15 protein-coding genes are annotated in these 18,935 nt (G+C 58.3%); all 15 read right to left on the reverse strand.

The window, feature by feature from the left end:
• The coding region (locus PROAA_RS15165) for a hypothetical protein (protein ID WP_342669226.1) at positions 1-1,733 on the reverse strand (1,733 nt) is incomplete at its 3' end.
• A 10-nt stretch (positions 1,734-1,743) separates the two neighbouring features.
• Entirely contained in the window at positions 1,744-2,421 is a 678-nt protein-coding gene (locus PROAA_RS15170; protein ID WP_186412148.1) for a coiled-coil domain-containing protein, read from the reverse strand.
• A 13-nt stretch (positions 2,422-2,434) separates the two neighbouring features.
• The gene (locus tag PROAA_RS15175) at positions 2,435-2,890 is read right to left on the reverse strand and encodes a TerB family tellurite resistance protein (protein ID WP_186412149.1); all 456 of its coding nucleotides are present in this window, start codon (positions 2,888-2,890) and stop codon (positions 2,435-2,437) included.
• Positions 2,891-2,901: 11 nt separating this feature from the next.
• Positions 2,902-4,740 carry an ATP-binding protein gene (locus PROAA_RS15180; protein ID WP_186412150.1) on the reverse strand — a complete coding sequence of 613 codons (1,839 nt, stop codon included), beginning with the start codon at positions 4,738-4,740 and terminating at the stop codon, positions 2,902-2,904.
• Entirely contained in the window at positions 4,740-5,453 is a 714-nt protein-coding gene (locus tag PROAA_RS15185) for a PspA/IM30 family protein (protein WP_186412151.1), read from the reverse strand. The genes PROAA_RS15180 and PROAA_RS15185 overlap by 1 nt, the downstream gene beginning before the upstream one ends.
• 26 nt (positions 5,454-5,479) lie before the next feature.
• Positions 5,480-6,382, reverse strand: coding sequence for a hypothetical protein (locus tag PROAA_RS15190; protein ID WP_186412152.1), 903 nt, complete (start codon positions 6,380-6,382; stop codon positions 5,480-5,482).
• A gap of 10 nt (positions 6,383-6,392) precedes the next feature.
• Positions 6,393-7,256: an ABC transporter ATP-binding protein gene (locus tag PROAA_RS15195; protein WP_222102302.1), complete on the reverse strand. Its 864-nt coding sequence runs from the start codon at positions 7,254-7,256 to the stop codon at positions 6,393-6,395.
• Positions 7,253-8,050, reverse strand: a complete 798-nt coding sequence (locus PROAA_RS15200; protein ID WP_186412153.1) for an ABC transporter permease — start codon at positions 8,048-8,050, stop codon at positions 7,253-7,255. Before PROAA_RS15200 ends, PROAA_RS15195 begins: the two co-directional genes overlap by 4 nt.
• A gap of 3 nt (positions 8,051-8,053) precedes the next feature.
• The gene (locus PROAA_RS15205) at positions 8,054-9,757 is read right to left on the reverse strand and encodes a phosphate ABC transporter substrate-binding/OmpA family protein (protein WP_186412154.1); all 1,704 of its coding nucleotides are present in this window, start codon (positions 9,755-9,757) and stop codon (positions 8,054-8,056) included.
• Positions 9,758-10,127: 370 nt separating this feature from the next.
• Positions 10,128-11,543, reverse strand: coding sequence for a phosphopyruvate hydratase (eno, locus tag PROAA_RS15210; protein WP_186412155.1), 1,416 nt, complete (start codon positions 11,541-11,543; stop codon positions 10,128-10,130).
• Between the two features lie 162 nt (positions 11,544-11,705).
• On the reverse strand, positions 11,706-12,074 hold the full coding sequence (locus tag PROAA_RS15215; RefSeq protein ID WP_186412156.1) for a DUF190 domain-containing protein: 369 nt from the start codon (positions 12,072-12,074) through the stop codon (positions 11,706-11,708).
• A 15-nt stretch (positions 12,075-12,089) separates the two neighbouring features.
• Positions 12,090-12,476 (reverse strand): fluoride efflux transporter CrcB, encoded by a 387-nt coding sequence (gene crcB / locus PROAA_RS15220; protein ID WP_186412157.1) that lies wholly within the window; start codon positions 12,474-12,476, stop codon positions 12,090-12,092.
• 444 nt (positions 12,477-12,920) lie between these two features.
• On the reverse strand, positions 12,921-13,562 hold the full coding sequence (locus PROAA_RS15225) for a GIY-YIG nuclease family protein (RefSeq protein ID WP_186412158.1): 642 nt from the start codon (positions 13,560-13,562) through the stop codon (positions 12,921-12,923).
• Between the two features lie 519 nt (positions 13,563-14,081).
• Positions 14,082-15,758 (reverse strand): long-chain-fatty-acid--CoA ligase, encoded by a 1,677-nt coding sequence (locus PROAA_RS15230; protein WP_186412159.1) that lies wholly within the window; start codon positions 15,756-15,758, stop codon positions 14,082-14,084.
• Between the two features lie 106 nt (positions 15,759-15,864).
• The coding region (locus PROAA_RS15235) for a UvrD-helicase domain-containing protein (protein ID WP_186412160.1) at positions 15,865-18,935 on the reverse strand (3,071 nt) is incomplete at its 5' end.

An 18,935-nucleotide genomic window follows, 5' to 3' on the forward strand; every position in this document is an offset into this window, starting at 1 on the left:
TTTCCGTCGCAGTTCGAAACACGCACTTCGGCGCCGCCCACCGGCTTCCCTTGATCGAGCGAAGTCACCCAGACCAACGCATTGTCCTTGCCGCGCTTGAGATGCACCGCCAGGTTGGTGACCAGCACCGAGGTCCGCACATACATTGGCGCGGGCGAGGCGAGCAGCGCGGCGCCGAGCAGGCGGCTTTCTATCTCAACGATGTGGTAACCCGGCTTTTGCAGCGGTATCCCGATCACCTCCAACTCTGCACTGCCACCGGGGCTGGGCAGTTCACCGCTGACAACCCCGGCTTTGCCTTTAAGGAAAGACAATTCGCGCGCGTAATAGGGATCCTCGTAGTCGCGCTGCTCCTTGCCCTCACCGACCTTGACCTGGCGCGTCTGTTGTTCGAAGAGGGCCAGCGCCTTGATCGCGGCAATGACTTCGGCATCGTCGGTGAGGCGCTCGGTGGAAAAGCGATGCGCACTTTCCGAGGGTATTTGCAGATTGGCCATGGGCAAACCGGCCTCGACATTGCGCAGTGTAACCGGAACGATGCCGCCCTCCTTCAACTCGACGATGCCGAACGCACCGGGGAATTTGGCCAGCGGTGGCAGGCTCCCGGTACGCAGCTTGAGCGGAAAGCTGGCGGCATTGCTCAGGCTGCGCCCCGCCTCGTCCTTGATATCGGCGGGCAACTCGATGGTCAGCTCGGCATTCTGCGGTAAAGGACGCTTGAAGACCAGATCACGAACGTTATTCTCGCGGTAGCCTTCCTGATTCTGCGCTTGCGGAGCGCGCGTGCCTTCCGGCGAAATCAACCGGGCGCCGGCCGCCTGTTTGGCATCGACCGGCACCGAAAACTCGATACGCAGATCGGATAGCGGCGAACATGGTGCACCGGGCTTTTCGCGTTCGCAGCTGAAGCTGGCACGGAACGGCTGGCGAACGACATAGGCAAAGCTCTCGTCACGGCTGGATTTTGCGCCGGGTTTCCCGGCGTTCTCGGCTTCAACCCCCTTGCCCCATACCAAACGCATTTTCGCTCCCGCCGGCAATCGCTCGGCGCAAGTGATAATCAACGTCCCCCCTTGCATGCCGCGATGCAGCGTGGCGAGAATTTCGTTGCGCGTTGTCTCGGGCACGATACGCACCGGGATGCGGTTGCCGACGCCATCGGCCTCACACCAGACATTGCGTTCAACCGACTCGGTCTTCAGCGCGCCACTGGCGTCGATCACGAAGGCCTGGTCTTCCTCAATCAGCCCGCCTGGGCGCGGCGTCAGCGAACGCGGCCAGGGGCCGGGCGCAAAAAAGGCGTAGCTCGATTCTCCGGCGACAACCTCGCCACTGGCCGCCTTGAGGCCGGGCCTGAGCCTGAAGTCGCAACGCTCACCCGGCTGCAATGGGCGCACCAGCGTATAGGACCAGCTGCGCGCATCGCCCCAGCGTCCACTGCCTTTGACTTCGCCGCAATCAATACTGAACGGCGATGGCGCGCCGGAACGACCCAGCGGAACCATGTCAGACGTAAACACCGCTGTCGCCCGAATCTGCTGATCGACCTGGCCCTGGGGAGAAAACTGACGTATCCCGGCGGCACTGGCGACCCCGCAGAACAGCAGGATGGCGGCCAGTCCGGTTAGCAAACGGTATGCACAGTGCAAGATGCTGCGGGACGATAACGAAAAGGTCACGGACAACATGATGACCCCGGTCTGTACCCGTCGGCTACGTTCAAAAAATCCCAAGATTACCGGCTCATCCAGGCCCAAACTGCAGGGTGATCTCGCTCAGACGTTCGATCTCGGCAGCCATCCGCCGCGTTTCCCTGGCTGCCGCCTCACGCGTGGCGCGCAGACCGGCTTCCAGGCTGGTGGTCTGTTGGGCTTCCTTGGCAACTTCCCGTTGCAGCAATTCCTCCAGCTCTGAAATTTGCCGGCGGATGGCTGCCGTCGTATTTTCCAGAGCCGACTTGAGTTCAGCAATCTGCTTGCTCACCTGCTGCTCGCTTCCCTCTACCTGAGCCACCAGATGTTGTTTGTACGCTTCAATCGCGGCGATCTTGCGCTCGGCATCGCCCACACAGTCGGCAATCTGCCAGTTGTCGTCAGCCGCGTCCATCGCCAGAACCGCCGCCTTGCGCGTCGCTGCATCCATGGCACGCAGTCCGTCGAGCAGGCGCAACATCTTTTCGACCGGATAAGGCGACTCGGGGACGCCGGCCGCGCTGAATATTTCTTCCAGCGGCCGGTCATCGGCAATTTCGCACTCTTCGATATTCATGGGGGGCGGCGGTGGCGCCTGTGCAACCGGCTCTTCCGGTGGCGGGACGCTGCCCGGCGTTTCTGCATGGCCGTCAGCGACCGCCTTCAGTCTTTCTTCCTCTGTCAGCTCCACCAGATTTGCGCGTGCCAGAAAACCCAATATTCCCTTCATACAACCTCCCTGTTCATCCCAGTTCCTTTGCCACCGCAACAATCGAGCCGACATCCGGCAAACCGGCAAGCTGTGCAAGCATGTGATCCTTGACCAGAGCCAACACCTGGGCGAAACGTTCGCCACCGACACCCAGCTTGTCGGCAATGCCGCGAACTGATTCGTCCTCCCTGGCTGAAAATGCGCCATCGGCCCAAGCGACCATCAGACAGATGGCAAGTGCCATTTCGCGTTGCCCCTGGTCGGCAAAATCGCTTGCGGCGACGTCCGGCGAACCTCTCTTCCCATCCAGACTATCGAAGGTCTGCCAACCATTGCCGGCTTCTACACATCCTTCGTAAAAGGCGCGAATCAACTCCAGCTCTTCTGCGGTCTTGTCGCCATCCACATGCGCCACGTGCAGCATCAGCCGGGTGACTGTCACCACTTGGTCTTGCGTCAGCGGGGTATCGGTCTTGAGAGGAAACATAAGACACTCCTTCAGTGATTGAGTTGGCGGCGCAAGGCGGACAGTTGATCCTGCACTTCCTGCGGGGTTAGCGAACGGTAACGTGGTGGCAACAGCGAGCGGCGTGATGTTTCAAAGACGGCCAACATTTCCATATAACTCAGCATCGTGGTTTCACGCGGTGGCATGAAGTCTTCGACGGCACGGGCAAAGACCGTCTCGCTGAGCACTCCACCCTCGCGCCCGGCGAACTCGACCGCCAGCAACGCCAGCGCTTCCAGGTCGGCGTTGGAATAACCTTCGAGCTGTTCACACAGCGCATTCCAAGCTGACGGGGCAATCGGACATTCGACGCGATAGCGGCGCAGAATGGCCACTACGATGGCCGCCCGCTCGGCACCTGTTTCAGCATAGAAAAAGGGGATCTTCCGATCCAGACGACCGGGGCGCTTGATATCGGTATCCAGCTTGTCGGGGCGATTGGTCATCAGGATAAACAGGACCTGCCCACGATTATCGCTGTCGGACATGAACTCCTTCAGCCGGGCGATTACCCGCGAGCTGGTCCCACCGTCCGAGTCTTCACTCTGGTTGCCGAAGCTGCGATCGCCTTCGTCAATGACCAGTGCAATCGGCCCCATGGCCTTGACGGTTGCCAACACCCGTTCAAGATTGGCTTCGGTCGAGCCGACCCACTTGGAACGAAAATTCTTGAGCGCAATCCCGGACAGCCCGGCCTCCTTGAGAAAAGCCTTGATGACAAATGTCTTGCCGGAACCCATGGCGCCAACCGCGAGCAGCCCCATTGGTGCCCGGCCGCGCTCGCCGCCCTTGATCAGGTGGGCGATTTCCATCAGCTCCGCCTTGATCAGATCGTTGCCACCGACTGCCTCCAGACCATGCCGAGCTTCGATGAATTCGATGAGCCCCGAACATTCCTTTTCGATCAATTCGCGTTTGCGCTTGCGCACAACCTCAAGCACCTCGCTATACGGATCTTCCGCATCAGGCAACGGGCGTGTCGGGTCCACCAGTTGGCGAATTTCATCCGGAGTCATGCCGGAGGTGATCGCCGCCAGCTTCGCCGAGCGCTCTGCGGCATTGGGAGTACCCTGCAGCAGTTCGCCGATGAGCTTGCTGCGCTGCCCTTCGTTCAGACCTTGCGGCCCTTCGCTGGCAACGATGCTGGCCAGTTGGATGATGCGCAGTCCGGCGGTCTGATCGGCCAGAACCAGAACCTGCTCGTCCGGCATTTTCGGTGCGTAGTAGCGAATGGCCCGGTCGCGCGCCGCACGCTCGGGTATCGGCAGTTCGACAGCGGCGACGCGCGGATTGGCCAGCAGTCCGGAGTTGATTTCCGCCAGCGACTCGGTGATGAGAATAATCACGTTGTCCTTGGCGGACAAGTCATCATCGAGAGACCAGCGATGCAGGGTGGTAAACGCACCGCGCTCCTCAAGCGAAAGGAGATGCAGTTCCGCCGCCGGCAGAAGGGTGCCGGCATACGGCAAGATCACGGCGTTTGAGGGCTGCTCCCGCATCCGCCGCTCCAGCGACTCGAAAATGCCGGCCAATCCCCTGCCTTCGAGTTGCCGGTAGATTTCTTCCTTCTCTGCCAGGCTCGCCTGATGCAGAGCCCTCACACCGCGATCAATACTGACCTCGAAAACACGCTGTTTGTTGTCCTTGAGCAGGATCTCCGACAGGAAATCCACCAGAGCGTAAGGCTTGTCGTTGATCAATGTCCGGTCGAAAACGTTTCCGTAGAGGACGAAAACCGAGGCTTCGCCGGCCAGGTATTTCTGACGTACGGTTTCAGCCCAAGCCGGCAGTTCATGCCGGTTCGGCACTTCATTCGGCGGGCTATTCATCACATGCTCTTGCCGCTGCTGCCTGTGGCTTGCGCGGCCTTGACGCGTTTCATCTCCTCAAGTTGCTGGCGAGCAGTGATCGCGCCACTGCTCTGTCGCAGCTTGTTCAACTGAACATCCAGATCAGAATCGCGCAGTTCGCTACCCATCTTGGCTTCGGCCACGGTATTCTTGATATGCTCGCGGACATTGTCCAAGGCCCGAACTTCGGCATCGACCGAAAGCCCTTCGAGCTGGTTCTGGATTTTCAGACGCGCTTCGGCACTGAGCATCTGCGCCAACATGCGGTCTTTTTCTTCCTTCAGTTTCTGGATCTCGCTCTTCACCTGGACCAGCGAGGATTTTGCTTCGTCGGCATCGGTACGCGCCTGCTCCATGTCCTGTTCGAGTGACTTGATGCTGGCTTCCAGGGCATTTTTCTTCTGGATCAGAACAATTCCCAGTTCATCCTGTCCGGTAGCCAGGGCGACGTTGAGGTCGGCATTGATGGCAGCAAGTTCCTGCTGATCCCTGCCCAGCCGTGCCGAAACGTCCTCGCGCCGCCGCATGATGGAAGCGGTGGCGGACTTGAGCTTTCCATACTTCTCGATCATTGAATCTATCGCGTTCTGGTACGCAATCTCTGGGTGACGTTTTTCCACATCGGTAATCCACAGGGAGACGAATCCGGACCACAGGTTGGATAAGCGTAGGATGAAATTGATATCAGCCATGCGAGTTTCCTTTCTTACTGGATGAATTAGTGGTTCTGGCCACGATTGACTGCGGCCAGTTGCGGCTTTCTTGCAGCCGATCGCGACGCCTGTGCAATGATGCCTGGCACGACATTATTGGGCTCGCTGACAAAACTGCTCCCCTCGGCCAGTTCGGCTTCGATGTCTTCCTGTAACCGCAGTTTGGCAATGGCATCTCCCAGCCGTGATCCTACATCCTCGGTGGCCGACGTGGTCATGATGGTCTGGTAGATTTCTTCCATCTGGTCAGGCATCGATACCATCGCTGCTTCAAGGGCGCGTTTGCGACTCGACATGCGGTGATAGCGCTCGATTATGGCCACGTACTCGGCGCGAGCCTTTTGCAACTGGCGCATGTCACTTCCCGGCCGGGGTGATTTGAGTTCGCGATCGATCGCGTCAATGCGCGCTGCGATATCGGCCAGATCGATTTGCTCGGCCCGATCCTCCATTACCAGCACCGCCAGCCACACGCACAGGTAATCGGTACCGGCATCCTCCAGTCGCTCGACGTCCTGTAGCGAAAGGCGCTTGCTGCCGCTTTCGGCATGTGAATAAAGGGCGGCGATGCGCTCCGACATCCGGGTGTAGGTTCGTGAAAGCTGCTGAAAAGAAATCGCCCCTTTGGCGCAACGTGACTCGATCTCCTGCAGCAATTGCTTGCGTGCTGCCAGCCGTGCCTGGCGGCGCAGTTTGCGATCGACGCGATCGCGAAAGGCGATCGAGGAAGGAAGGTACATCGCCGCGATGATTTCACCGGCAGCAAAGGCAATCAGGGGAATGGCGCCGACACCAAAACCAAAGGGAATGGACAAGACCACGCCAAGCGCTGTCGAGCCGAGCAGGGCGTAGAGATTGCCCTGGCTGGTGAGCATTTCAGAGAGGTATGCCGAATCGTTGTCTGCCACGAGTGTCTCTTCAGACCGTTACCCGAACCGAACCTCTGCCCAGGCTTGCCTTGTGCAATTGTTTGAGGATGCCCTCCTCCAATTGCGTTGCCTGGCTCGAACGCAACCAGTCAGTGGAACGCGGGCGCGGCACATCGATCGTAAAATCGTTGGCAACCTTGGCCGGTTGCGAGGACAGAACGATCACCCGGTCGCCCAGAATCAGTGCTTCGGTCACGTCGTGGGTGACGAAGATTACGAGGCAGGGCCACGTATTGTAGAGTTCAATGAGCAGGCGCTGCATTTCTTCGCGCGTCTGGGCGTCCAGCGCACCAAAGGGTTCGTCCATTAGAAGTATGCGAGGTCGCAGAACCAATGCCCGCGCCAGAGCCACTCGCTGATTCTGCCCACCGGACAGTTGTGCCGGTCGCAGTTTCTGCTTGTCGGCCAAACCAACGGCTTTCAGCATTTCCTGCACCCGCTGCCGCCACTCGGCATCCGGAACCTTCTTTTTCCATAGCTTGAGCCGGAATGGAAAAGCGACGTTCTCGAATACGGTCAAATCCGGACGATTGGCATAACGCTGGAAAACCATGACCGAATCATCGTGCGGACCATCGCATTCCACGCCATCGATGAGGATCGTGCCGGAGGTCGGCGTCTTTACCCCCATCGGCCGGACACCACCCATCATGTGCAGGAGTGTGCTCTTGCCGCAACCCGATGGCCCCAACAGCATGTTGATTCCCGGTTTGGAAAAATCGACGCTCACGCCATCGATCACGCGTGTTGTACCACCACCCGGCGCCGGGTATTCCTGCAGGATATTCTTGAGGGTAACGGTGATGTCCGGCTTCTTTCCAATGCCATCGGTAACGCTGCCGGCCGCGATCACTGCTGCGTCTCCCACGGAAAGAGCCGTCGTTTTGCAAAAACCATCAACTGGTAGGTCAACAATGCCAGCCCAACGATGACGATGATGCCGGCAAAAACCTGGTCCCACGCGCTGAAACGGCGGGCATTCTGGATCAGTTGCCCGAGCCCGACCCGGGCGTTCACATACTCGGCAACCGTGATGTAAGTCCACATGACCGAGAAAGCGACAATAACGCCATCCGCAATACGTGGCATGGCCATCGGAATGACCGATTTCTGAATGCACTCCCAGGGCGTTGCGCCCAGATCACGCGCACCGATCCAATAACTTTGCGGAACCGCCTGGATGGCATCACGCACCATCGGAATCAGATAGACGACGGCGCCGATGAAGAGAAACGCCACCTTCATCGCCTCGCCGATTCCGAGCCACATTACCAGGATGGGTAGCAGTGCCACTACCGGTGCCGACCTGAAAGGATCGACCAGCGGTGAAAGGACGGCATTGACACGCGGCGAGGCGCCCATGGCGACTCCAATGGGAATGCCGATGAGAATTACAAAAAAGCCGGCCACCGCCAGTCTGCCGACCGACCATAGAGCCGCCGTCAGCAACATGCTGTTGCCATCGTACCATGCCAGGTAGGAGAACGCCTTTAGCACATCCCATGGCGCCGGTAACCGGGTCGGGCCAACCAGGCCAAAGCCGGACAGCACACTCCAGATAATCAGCACCGCCAATACCGAACCGAAGCCGAGAACGCGTGCATGCTTCGCCTCAGGCGATGCATAAGGATTCCAGAAGTCTGCCATCGCCTAGCGACCGCCGAACACCCCAATGCGAGTAGTGCGGTTCATCGCCCGGCACTCCTCAAGCGATAGCCCCTCGCCGGCGGGGTTGGACTCGTTGCAGAGCGGCCGGTCAGGACCGTTGCCAACGATCTTGAAGCGATCACGCGGGAACTCCCACTGCACGTTCAGATAATCAACCACCGCTTTCGCGCGTGCACCCGAAATCCGCAGATTGACTTCACGTGAGCCAGTGGAATCGGAATTGCCGCTGACCTCGAAATACGCCTTGCCGTTATTTTCGATGAAAGGAACCATTTCCTCGTCGATGGTTTTTTGCGCCCGCTTGGTCAGTTCGGCCGTTCCGGTCGAAAACCCGACCATGACCGGCTTGGTGACAATCGCCGCGTTCTGCGTCGCGTCTTTCAACGCCGCTTGGGAAAATGTCTCCTGGGGCTTCGCCGCGGCCTCACTGGCTGACTTGTCACGGGCCAGCATGGACTTGATGAAACGGTAGTCGAAACTATCTTGCGGCGTAATCACCGGCGACTTCGGATTCGCAAGCGCGCCCGCCTTCCGATAGATTTCATCAAAGCGCCGGTATACCCGCTCGTAGTGGTTCGTGCCACCAGCCAGCCCGAGAATGCGGGCGTTATCCTCGACGCCCGTCCACACCAGATTGGAAAACAAGCTCTTGATGAATGGCTTGCCTTCCTTATCTGCCAGCAACTTGAAAAATTCCTCGGTATTGACGAGTGCATCGACCGCATTGTCGGGATTGGATCGCGCCGCCTGCACGCCTTCCATCCAGCCCTCGACAAATTTCTGGATGACCGCCTGGCCTTCCGGTTTGGCGAGAAGGCGGGAATCGCATACCATGACGTCAAAAATCAGGTTGGTCGCCGTTTTGGTCGAATAGACGATGCGCGAACCTTTTACGGCGCGCTGCGCCAGTGCCAGATCAGGATCCCATAGTACGGCCGCCTCGACATTGGCGGACTCGAAAGCGGCGCGAACACCGGCTGTGCCTTCCTCGGCATTGATAAAGACCATCCTGATGCTGTCCTTCTTTCGTGCAGAGAGCGAAGAATTCTCAATGGCGTCGATCAGCATGCCGTGCGATGGCGTGAACTGCAGCAGCGCCACCGATCTCCCGGCCAGATCCTCGATTGAGGCGATAGCCGGGTTGCGGGCAATCACGGCATCGCCTCCCCGTGTATTGTCGACAATCATGACGGCGCGACCATCGAGTCCGGCGTTTCGCAGGTTGGGCTGTTCCTGTGCCCAGAAGTCGGATGTGCGCCAGGCACACTGCGCCGCACCGGATTCAAAAATGGTCGAAAGCGTCGGGATGTCGTCCTGTATGACAAACTGGACATTGACCCCCTTGGCGCTGTAAATGGAATTTTGTTGTGTGGTCAGGCTGTTGCCGTTGGCGACCAGTGCCGGCGCGTAACCATGGAAGCTGACGATGCTCACGCGCAGCGGATTGGCCGCCGAACCCAAAGCTGCGCTCCCGTCCAGCTTCGTTGCCGTCGCGGCAGCCTTGGCGGAACTGGCGGCGGGATCATTGGCAGAAGGTGCCTTGGCGGCGGATTTCTCCATCGTCGACGTCTCGCCTCCGCGGTTCTGCCATAGCTCCTTCAAGCCGAAATTCCATGCCGCGGACCCGGCAATGCCGAGCACGATCACGGTAATCAATCCTTTTGCCATCGGGGTCAACTGCGCCATTGCATTCTCCTGAACAGTTAGTACTCGGCTCGTATGGACAACAGCCGAGCCTAGATATGCCAAAGCCTGGGAAACGTTCGGGCTCCCCGGATTTCCGCCAACTACGCTGTCGCGATGCTGCCGCTCCCCCGGAAGACTGTCAAGGGGAACCTGAATTGTATGCGATCAGCGTGCGACCTGACGTCACGAAACGCTCTTCGGCCCTCCGATCGCCAGCGTTGCCGGAGCGTCCGGATGTTGCCAACTTATGCCCAAAGGATGAATGCGCCTATGTCCGAGATGTTGTCGCGACGAGATTTCAGCAGCTCATCCGGGTGGAGAGGAAAAAAAAGCACCGCCGAGGCGATGCTTTTTCTACCAGGAGGTTTGCTCAGTACCCGGCGCCCTTGATCGACTTGAGGCCCTTGTAGATGGCCTTGTCACCAAGTTGCTCTTCGATGCGGATCAGTTGATTGTACTTGCAGATACGATCAGTACGCGACAGCGAGCCGGTCTTGATCTGGCCGGCGCCCGTACCCACGGCGAGGTCGGCAATGAAGGAATCTTCCGTCTCACCGGAGCGGTGCGAGGAGATCACGCCATAACCGGCCTTCTGTGCCATCTTGATGGCATCCAGCGTCTCGGTCACGGTGCCGATCTGATTGACCTTGATCAGAATGGCGTTGCAGGCCCCCATGTCGATGCCCTTCTTCAGGCGAACCGGATTGGTCACGAAGAAGTCGTCGCCAACGATCTGAACCTTCTTGCCGAGAGCTTGCGTAAACTTGACGTAGCCGTCCCAGTCGCTCTGGTCGAGACCGTCCTCGATCGAAACGATCGGGTACTTGTTGCACCAATCGGCGTAGATCGCGATCATCTCGTCGGCAGTGAACAGTTTGTCCGGGTTGGACTTCCAGAACTTGTAGCCCTTGCGGCCGCCTTCGTCGAACAGCTCGGACGATGCGCAATCGAGCGCGATGCCGATCTGCTTGCCGGGCTTGTAACCGGCTGCGTCGATGGCTTTCATGACAACTTCGAGCGCTTCGTCATTGGTCATGTCAGGCGCGAAACCGCCTTCGTCACCGACAGCGGTAACCTTGCCGGCCTTCTTCAGGATGCTCTTCAGGGCATGGAAGATTTCGGTAATCCAGCGCAGGCCTTCGGTGTAGGTCTTCGCGCCGACCGGCATGATCATGAATTCCTGGAAATCGATCAGGTTGTCTGCGTGCTTGCCACCGTTGATGATGTTGGCCATCGGCGTGGGGATTACGAATTCCTTGTTCTTGTGGATCTTGCCGATGTACTTCCACAGCGGCATCTTGCTGACGTTGGCACCGCACAGGGTGATCGCCATCGACGCGCCGAGCAGCGCATTGGCGCCGAGCTTGGACTTGTTGGTTGTGCCATCGAGCGCGATCATCGCATCGTCAAGTTCGCGCTGGTTGAGTGGATTCTTGCCCTTGAGCAAAGCGGCGATCGGGCCGTTCACGGCCGCAACGGCCTTGAGCACGCCCTTGCCCAGATAGACCTTCTTGTTGTCATCGCGCAATTCACAGGCTTCGAACTCACCGGTGGAGGCGCCGGACGGCACAGCGGAGCGCGCCATGAAACCGTTATCGAGGGTGATATCAACTTCAACCGTGGGGTTGCCGCGCGAGTCGAGAATCTGGCGGCCGACGACTTTGGTGATCTTGACGAACTTGGCGGGTGCAGCCTTCTTGGCAACAGCGGCCTTCTTCACTGCAGGTGCAGGCTTTTTAGCGGGTACGGCTTTCTTGGGGGATGCAGCTTTTACGACCTTGGCCATGTTTGTACTCCATGCGAGAAGTTAAAAAGTAACTGTGAGATACCGACAACAGTGCGACTATACAACGGAAAACCCGATGATTTGCCAGCGCATTGGCGAAGTTACATCGAATAAACGTAAAAAAACAACACTTACCCCGGACTGCGCCGATGGTTCTTTCTGCTATCCGTTGTGCGATGCGCTTCTTGCATCCTCTGCATCCGGATTGATGATGCCGAAAACCGCTGGCATACGCGCATAAAATACCCGAATCCCTTCCTCGCGAACACGTGCCAGCAGTTGCTCCGTCTCCTCGTCTCCGGCAATGAATTCCACCTCGATACCCGTGCCGCCGGCGAGTTCAAAGAAACGCGATTCACGCAAGGCATGGTGCCGCCCGAAGCTGCCAATGGCGCGAAATGCGGACCCGCCCTGCATCCCCAGTTTGCTGGCTTGTTCCAGAAGCCACTCCCAGAGCAGAACGCCATTGTGCGTCTGCTTCTCATCGACGTAGATTCTCAGAAGCCGGCCTTGCTCGTTTGTCTCAAACATAAGTGCATTCCCGATTCACGATGAATTCTTCAGCAGATAGATGGTGGCGATTCCTGCGAAGGTCATGACGACCGACCCGACGACATGCGCCGTAACGGCTCCGAGCGCCCAGGCGATACGGCCCTGTTGAAGCAGAGTCGTGATCTCGGCAGAGAACGTGGAAAAGGTTGTCAGGCTGCCACAGAAGCCGGTGACGACCAGCAGGCGCCACTCAGGCGAAATCGCCGAGAAGGTCGCGAAGAATGCGATGCCAAGCCCGATGACATAAGCACCGATCAGGTTGGCAACCAGGGTTCCGGGAGGAATGGTCGGGAAAAGACTGTTGAACTTGGCGCCAAGCTGCCAGCGCAACAATGCGCCGAGTACAGCTCCAAGAGCGATCGCCAGAATCGACTTCCACATAGTCCTTGCCCGAGTACTTGACCCTATCGGCACTTCAGGATGAAACGCCGTCGATTACCCACTATTGGCTGTGAATATAGCACCGGCCTACGGCGTTTGGAAACTGATCGCGAGGAATAGAGTCCGTCGGAGGCGCTGCTTCGGAAGGCCTGCCAAATAAGGGCCTGAGAAATCGGCAAAATTCATCGAAAGCCTGTGGGGCTGTCCACTATATGAGCATCGCATGCTGCCGTCAGAACCATAGCCTGTCGAACCCGGTAGCGATTGGATTCTCACTGACTTGGTCGCGGGCCTTCGCCGTTGCCCGAGGGGATCGCTCTACCTGGCACGCACCAACGTACAGACCGGACCCTGAGAGGAAGTAACCGGCTTGAGAATGCGGACGCTCCGAGTAGAAGTAATCGGCCTGCGCGGCCTCTCGCGCAGGCCCGGTGGGGCGCCATGTTACGTTTCTGCTTGGTCACTGTGAAAGCTCTCGTAAATTTCCTTGACGGTCCTTCCGTTAAAAGTCCAGTAAGGCGACGGTTGCAGCGGATAGTCCTCGGCGAGTCCAAGCATCTTGCGGGTTGCCGCCGTAAGTGAAGAAACGGTTCCACAGTAGTCGACCTTCTTTTCACCGACAACGGTGCATTGATGCTCCCCGTCTTTGGATATGAGAATGCTTCCGTTCGGAATTCCAAGCTCGTGAAAATTCATCGGCGGGCGCATGCTTCTCTTCAACGCCTGCGCAGATTGCTTATCAGCGGAGGGGATGTCTAACTCAATCGTTTGTTCAAACTGTTGGGTAATGTCATCCACCTTGAGCAACTGCAAAACCGCGATTACGCGCTCGGGCTCAAGTTTGAAGAACTCTCGATTTGGGTTGATCCGTGTCATTCCAAAGGCGAGGTGCAGTGCCTTTTCAACTTCCGCCGCATCTTTGACTTTGCACGCGAAGGCGCAGTCGAATGGAACTGGCACTCCCGTGCTGTAAAGCTGTTTCATTCGCTCTTCAACTTCAAGCTGTGTGGTTTTTCCGATCTTCACGAGCCCAACCATTGCTGGGTTTGTGAGAACGTAAACGATCTGAACAGATTTGTCGGCCATGGCGGATATTGAAGAAAGTTCAACTTTGTGATCGAGAGACAGTTTTGCTGCATAACTCCAGCGCCTGCTCCCTGACCCGGCGCCTTAGATCGCCCTGAAAACCCTACTACGACTGGCTTACCGTTGCCCAGCAGCCAATTTCATACAGCATTAAAAGAATCGCGAAAAGCAGCACGCCTCCATATAGGGCATAAGCATACCCCAGGAACGCCTGAACGGCAGGTTTGTGACCCTGTCACCGAGTGCTGTCTGACAACGATCGAATCTCATCACTGAAACTCGGTCAACAAATCCGCTCGAGGAATTTGCGCGTCGCAGAACAAACAGCCCCGACAGGCTCCGTTTCCTCCAGTCAAACGCAACGCAACGCAATGGAAACATTGCACGACCGGACTTACCCACAGAAACTGTCGATAAACCTGTGGAATTGTTGTGCGCCCACCAGGACAAACCCTGTGCCGGGGAAGGTCGCAAGAAATTGCCCAATTGATGTGCAACGCAGTCTCCGCGATGGCAGGGTCAAGCGGCGTTCGATGCCTCGTCACGCAACTCGCGCCGCAGAATCTTGCCGACATTGCTCTTCGGCAACTCCGCCCGGAATTCGACGTGGCTTGGCACCTTGTACGCGGTGAGGTACTCGCGACAATGCGCGACAAGCTGTTCCGCCGTCAGAGTCTGATCTTTCCTGATTACAAAGATCTTGACCGCCTCCCCGGATCTCTCGTCCGGTACGCCGATCGCGGCAACCTCCATTACCCCCGGATGCATGGCCACCACATTTTCGACTTCACTCGGATAGACATTGAATCCGGAGACGAGAATCATGTCCTTCTTGCGGTCGACAATTCGCACGTAACCCTTTTCGTCCATGACCGCGATGTCGCCGGTTCGCAAAAAGCCATCCTGCATGAGAACGCACGCCGTTTCGTCTGGCCGCTTATAGTAGCCCATCATCACCTGTGGTCCGCGGATGCACAGCTCGCCGCGTTGTCCAAGCGGCACATCTTCGCCAATGTCATTGCGTATCGCGACTTCCGTCGAGGAGATCGGCAATCCGATCGAGCCGGTGTAGTCAGAAATATTCAGCGGATTGATCGTTGCCGCAGGCGATGTTTCGGTCAGGCCGTAGGCCTCGATCAGAGGTAGTCCGGTAATGCGTTTCCATTTCTCGGCCACAGCCTGATGCACCGCCATGCCTCCTCCCATCGCAAGCTTCAGTTTGCTGAAATCCAGCGCGTTGAAATCTTCGTTGCCGAGCAGTGCGTTGAACAAGGTGTTAACGCCCGTGATGACCGTAAACGGATACTTGCCAAGCTCGGCGGTAAACGCAGGGATGTCGCGGGGGTTGGTGATCAACAGGTTGCATGCACCGATCTTGATGAAGGTGAAGCAGTTCGCCGTCAATGCAAAAATATGGTACAGGGGCAACGCAGTGACAATGAATTCGCCACCGTCAGTAACGACCGGCCTGATCCAGGCATGTGCCTGCGCCAGGTTGGCCAGAACGTTCCGGTGCGTCAACATCGCGCCTTTGGAGAGACCGGTGGTACCGCCTGTATATTGCAGAAAGGCCAGGGCCTCTTGCGTCACTTGCACCGGGGTAAAATCAGCGACAGCACCTTTTGTCAGGGCTTGGCCGAAATGGACAGCGCCAGGCAGCTTCCACGGAGGGATCATTCTCTTGAAGTACTTGACGACGAAATTGACGACGCGGCCCTTCGGGAAGCCGAACATGTCACCCAGGCGGGCCACCACGATGTGCCGAATCGGTGTCTTGTCAATCACCCGTTCCAGCGTATGCGCAAAGTTTTCTAGTATGACAATAGCTTCGGCTTCGGAATCCTTGAGTTGATGCTCAAGTTCGCGTGGCGTGTAAAGCGGGTTGCAATTCACCACCGTATAGCCGGCGCGCAAGGCTCCTAGCATGCAGATCGGATACTGAAGAACGTTGGGCATCATCAGCGCAATGCGCGAACCCAACGGCAGTCCGAGAACCGCCTGCAGGTAGGCCGCAAAATCGCGCGACAGTTTATCGAGCTCGCCATAGCTCAATTCGACGCCCATATTGATGTAGGCGACGCGCTCGCGATACTGTGAGAAACTCTTCTCGAACATCTCGCCAAGCGACTGAAACTCGTTCAGATCAACCTCGGCAGGCACGCCATCCTGATAACTCTGCAGCCATACCTTGTCCACCGGCTATCCTCCGAAGCAGCTTAGGGAATGATGAATGCCGCAGCACCACCTCCGGGTGATGCTATTCCATCCGGCTAGTTTTGTGAAGAAGTGATGTTGGGGGAAATCAGCACACTTCAAGCAAGGACGCATCGGAATAAATCAAGGCTCCACGCACCTGCCTTCCCGAGAATACACTCTCCACCGCACTGCAATACGTCGCAATCTGCTCGCGATATTCCTCAAGACGCCGGCTGTCGATTCCCGAGCTCTTGTAATCGAGAACCCAGAATGCGGAGTCGAACTCGACGAGTCGATCAATCCGCTGCAGTTGACCTTCACCCGTCGTGAGCTCGACTTCATTCCACGCCCGGCGATACTTCGTCGGATCGAAGAAGCGCTGCAATGCCTCAGCGGCAAGCAGGCGCTCGGCCACCGGCAAGACACTCCGGTATTCGTCGTCGTCGAATCCCAGTTCCGTCCACCAGCCTGCAGAAACTTCCCCGACTGTTCGGCGTTCGAGCAGAGCGTGCAGAAGGATGCCAAAACGTGCGGCAGCATCCGGCAGGTGGCGGCGTTCGCCCACCCGCGGGAACGGCGCACGCGCAACCTGCGCAATTGATGATGAAACTTCTGCGGGCGCAACGGTCGTGAGCGGCAAGTTATCGCCGTACGCCAATCCGTCTCCCGGCTTGGCCAGTTTTTCCAGGGCTGCCTGGAGCAGGCGGTAGGGCGTCCCACCCCTTTCCTTGGTGTTTTCGATTCCGCTGGCGATGAATACCTGCCTGGCACGCGTCAAGGCGACATAGAGCAGATTCAATTCCTCGCGCTTCGCCGCCGTGCTTTCCGCATCGAACAGGGGCTGCCGTGCCACGCCATGATCTTCCTTGCGGCCGAAAAAGGAGAAGTGCTGCGGCGACGCTGCCTGTGGCTGCCAATCGACCAGCACGTCCCACGCCTCCTGCGAACGCGGCCCGGAGTTGGCTCCGAGCAGCCAGACAACCGGGGCTTCCAGGCCCTTGGCGCTGTGGATGGTCAGAATCCGCACGCGCCCTGTATCGATGTCCCGTGATTCGATGCCGCCTTCATCCGGCGCGTCGTTGGCCTCGGCTTCACTCAGGTCGCGCAACTCGTCGATGAAGCGTGGCAGGCTCGGATACCGCCCGCCGTCGACATCGAGTGCGAGCAACAGAAGCGCGCGCAGATTGGCCTCGACGCCCGCGCTGGTCGCTTCCGGCGCTGCCAGCCGGTAACGGGCGAGCACTTCGCCCTGATGAAAGATGCGGTCGAGCAGATCGTGCGCCGGCAAGCGATCAGCCGCCTGCAACCAATCGCCAAGGAGCCGGGTCGCGCGTGCCAAGCAGGGTGATGCACTTCCTTCCCCGGCAAGTGTCTGAAGTCGCTGCCACCATGACGGTTCCTGCCGTGCCGCAAGCTGCATCAAATCGTCATCGCTACAGGAAAAAACGGGCGAACGTAAAGCATGGGCGAGCTTCAGGTCGGCCATCGGCGTTACGAGAAATTCGAGCAGGGCCACACAGTCGCGGACCTCCAGCGCCGATAGAAGGCCGCCGCGCGACCCCGCAGCGAAAGGTATATTGGCGGCACTCAACGCCCGCTCGTAATATGAAAGCTTGGTTCGAGTGCGCACCAGCAACATGATGTCGCCGTAGTTGAGCGGACGTTGCCGGGATGTCCCGTCGACCCGCTTTTCGTCGATTTGCCAGAAACCCACCATCTCGCCGATTTTTGCGCCGAGACACTCGGCTTCCATCCGCAACCGCGTGTCCTCCGGCTCCACGTCGGGCTCAAGCAGCGGATTACGCAAGGCGGGAGCAACTTCACGCACGGAGGAGCCTTCACCCTCCGCATTGGCAAACAACGGCATCAACTCAACCCGGCCGGGCAGTTTGCCCGCCAATGAGGTCTGCTCCCGGAAAGGCGAAAAGGCTGGCTGATCGATAAAGACTGCGTTGACCACGTCAATGATCGGTTGGGCATTGCGCCGGGTGGCATCCTGCTCGCAGCGCTCTGCGCCAAACTCGCGCATGAGGAAATCGGCCGCCACCGAAAACAGCCTTGGTTCGGCGCGGCGGAAGCGATAGATCGACTGTTTCGGGTCACCAACCAGAAACACGGTTGGACGGGATGCATCCGAATACGCTGCCAGCCACGCCAAAAGAATCTGCCATTGCAGCGGGTTGGTATCCTGAAATTCGTCGAGCAGCACATGCCCGTAACGCGCGTCCAGCCTGGCTTGAAGAAATGCTGCCGTGTCCTCGTCGCGAAGCAGCTTGAGCACATTCCACTCGGCATCGACAAAATCGATCTGTCGCCGCGCCTTCTTGAACTCGTCCACATGCTTGAGAAAGGCAGCAAACACCGTGCAGGCATTTTGGTTGAATGCAAGAATGTGCTCAGCCGTCTGTTGTTCGATGCAATCGAGCACGCGTTGGCTCAGCGTGCCATGCAGCGCCACCAGACGCGCGGCGCCCTCTGGTGTAAAACGCTTCTCGCTTGCTGTATTCACTTCGCGCTTGCGCACGGTACCTGTCGTTGTCAGCAACACTTCGCGCAATAGATCCAGGCTTCTTTCCCGCACCGGCTCAAGCAGCCCCGCACGCAATATCCGGACATATTTCTGGTCGGTGGACAGCTCACTCGTTTCGAGCAGTCCGAGGTAATTCTGAAACTCCAGCGCCCAATCGCCGGCAAAGAAGGCGTCCATAGCCTGCCCTGGCGCGCCGGCAGCAAGCAGTTCGCGTAGCGCAGCGACGACTTTCCCTGCAGTGTCCGATTTCTCTCCAGCGAAGGCCAGCCACTCGCTGCGCCGGTCCAGTGCGCGACGAATCATGCGCCGCGTCTGATCCAGCCCCGCCTCGTCCAACAGCCGGACGAAGCTATGCGTGACTTCGCTCTCTGGCAGTTTCTGCAGGCTGGACGCGAAGGACTGCCAGAGTTCGTCGAACAAGCGCGAATCAGATTCGATCAGCGTCGCCCCGGTCAGATTTGCCGACAGCGGCGCGGCATCGACAAGCTGCAGGAACCAGCCGTGGAAGGTATTGACCGCGAGCCCCGGCTGCGCCACCAGTACGCGCTCGTACAAGCCGCGAGCGGCGCGTATCGTCGCACCATCACTCTCACCCACTGCCACGCCGCGCTCTGCGAGAAAAGCAAGGACCTGCTCATCGCTGCCGG

The organism is Candidatus Propionivibrio aalborgensis (assembly GCF_900089945.1).
In the GTDB taxonomy this organism is placed as follows: domain Bacteria; phylum Pseudomonadota; class Gammaproteobacteria; order Burkholderiales; family Rhodocyclaceae; genus Propionivibrio; species Propionivibrio aalborgensis.

Excerpts from the sequence above, each read along its gene's own strand:
- PROAA_RS15170 (WP_186412148.1), bottom strand. The coding sequence starts at position 2,421 with ATGAAGGGAATATTGGGTTTTCTGGCACGCGCAAATCTGGTGGAGCTG.
- PROAA_RS15175 (WP_186412149.1), bottom strand. The coding sequence starts at position 2,890 with ATGTTTCCTCTCAAGACCGATACCCCGCTGACGCAAGACCAAGTGGTG.
- PROAA_RS15180 (WP_186412150.1), bottom strand. The coding sequence starts at position 4,740 with ATGAATAGCCCGCCGAATGAAGTGCCGAACCGGCATGAACTGCCGGCT.
- PROAA_RS15185 (WP_186412151.1), bottom strand. The coding sequence starts at position 5,453 with ATGGCTGATATCAATTTCATCCTACGCTTATCCAACCTGTGGTCCGGA.
- PROAA_RS15200 (WP_186412153.1), bottom strand. The coding sequence starts at position 8,050 with ATGGCAGACTTCTGGAATCCTTATGCATCGCCTGAGGCGAAGCATGCA.
- PROAA_RS15205 (WP_186412154.1), bottom strand. The coding sequence starts at position 9,757 with ATGGCGCAGTTGACCCCGATGGCAAAAGGATTGATTACCGTGATCGTG.
- eno (WP_186412155.1), bottom strand. The coding sequence starts at position 11,543 with ATGGCCAAGGTCGTAAAAGCTGCATCCCCCAAGAAAGCCGTACCCGCT.
- PROAA_RS15215 (WP_186412156.1), bottom strand. The coding sequence starts at position 12,074 with ATGTTTGAGACAAACGAGCAAGGCCGGCTTCTGAGAATCTACGTCGAT.
- crcB (WP_186412157.1), bottom strand. The coding sequence starts at position 12,476 with ATGTGGAAGTCGATTCTGGCGATCGCTCTTGGAGCTGTACTCGGCGCA.
- PROAA_RS15225 (WP_186412158.1), bottom strand. The coding sequence starts at position 13,562 with ATGGCCGACAAATCTGTTCAGATCGTTTACGTTCTCACAAACCCAGCA.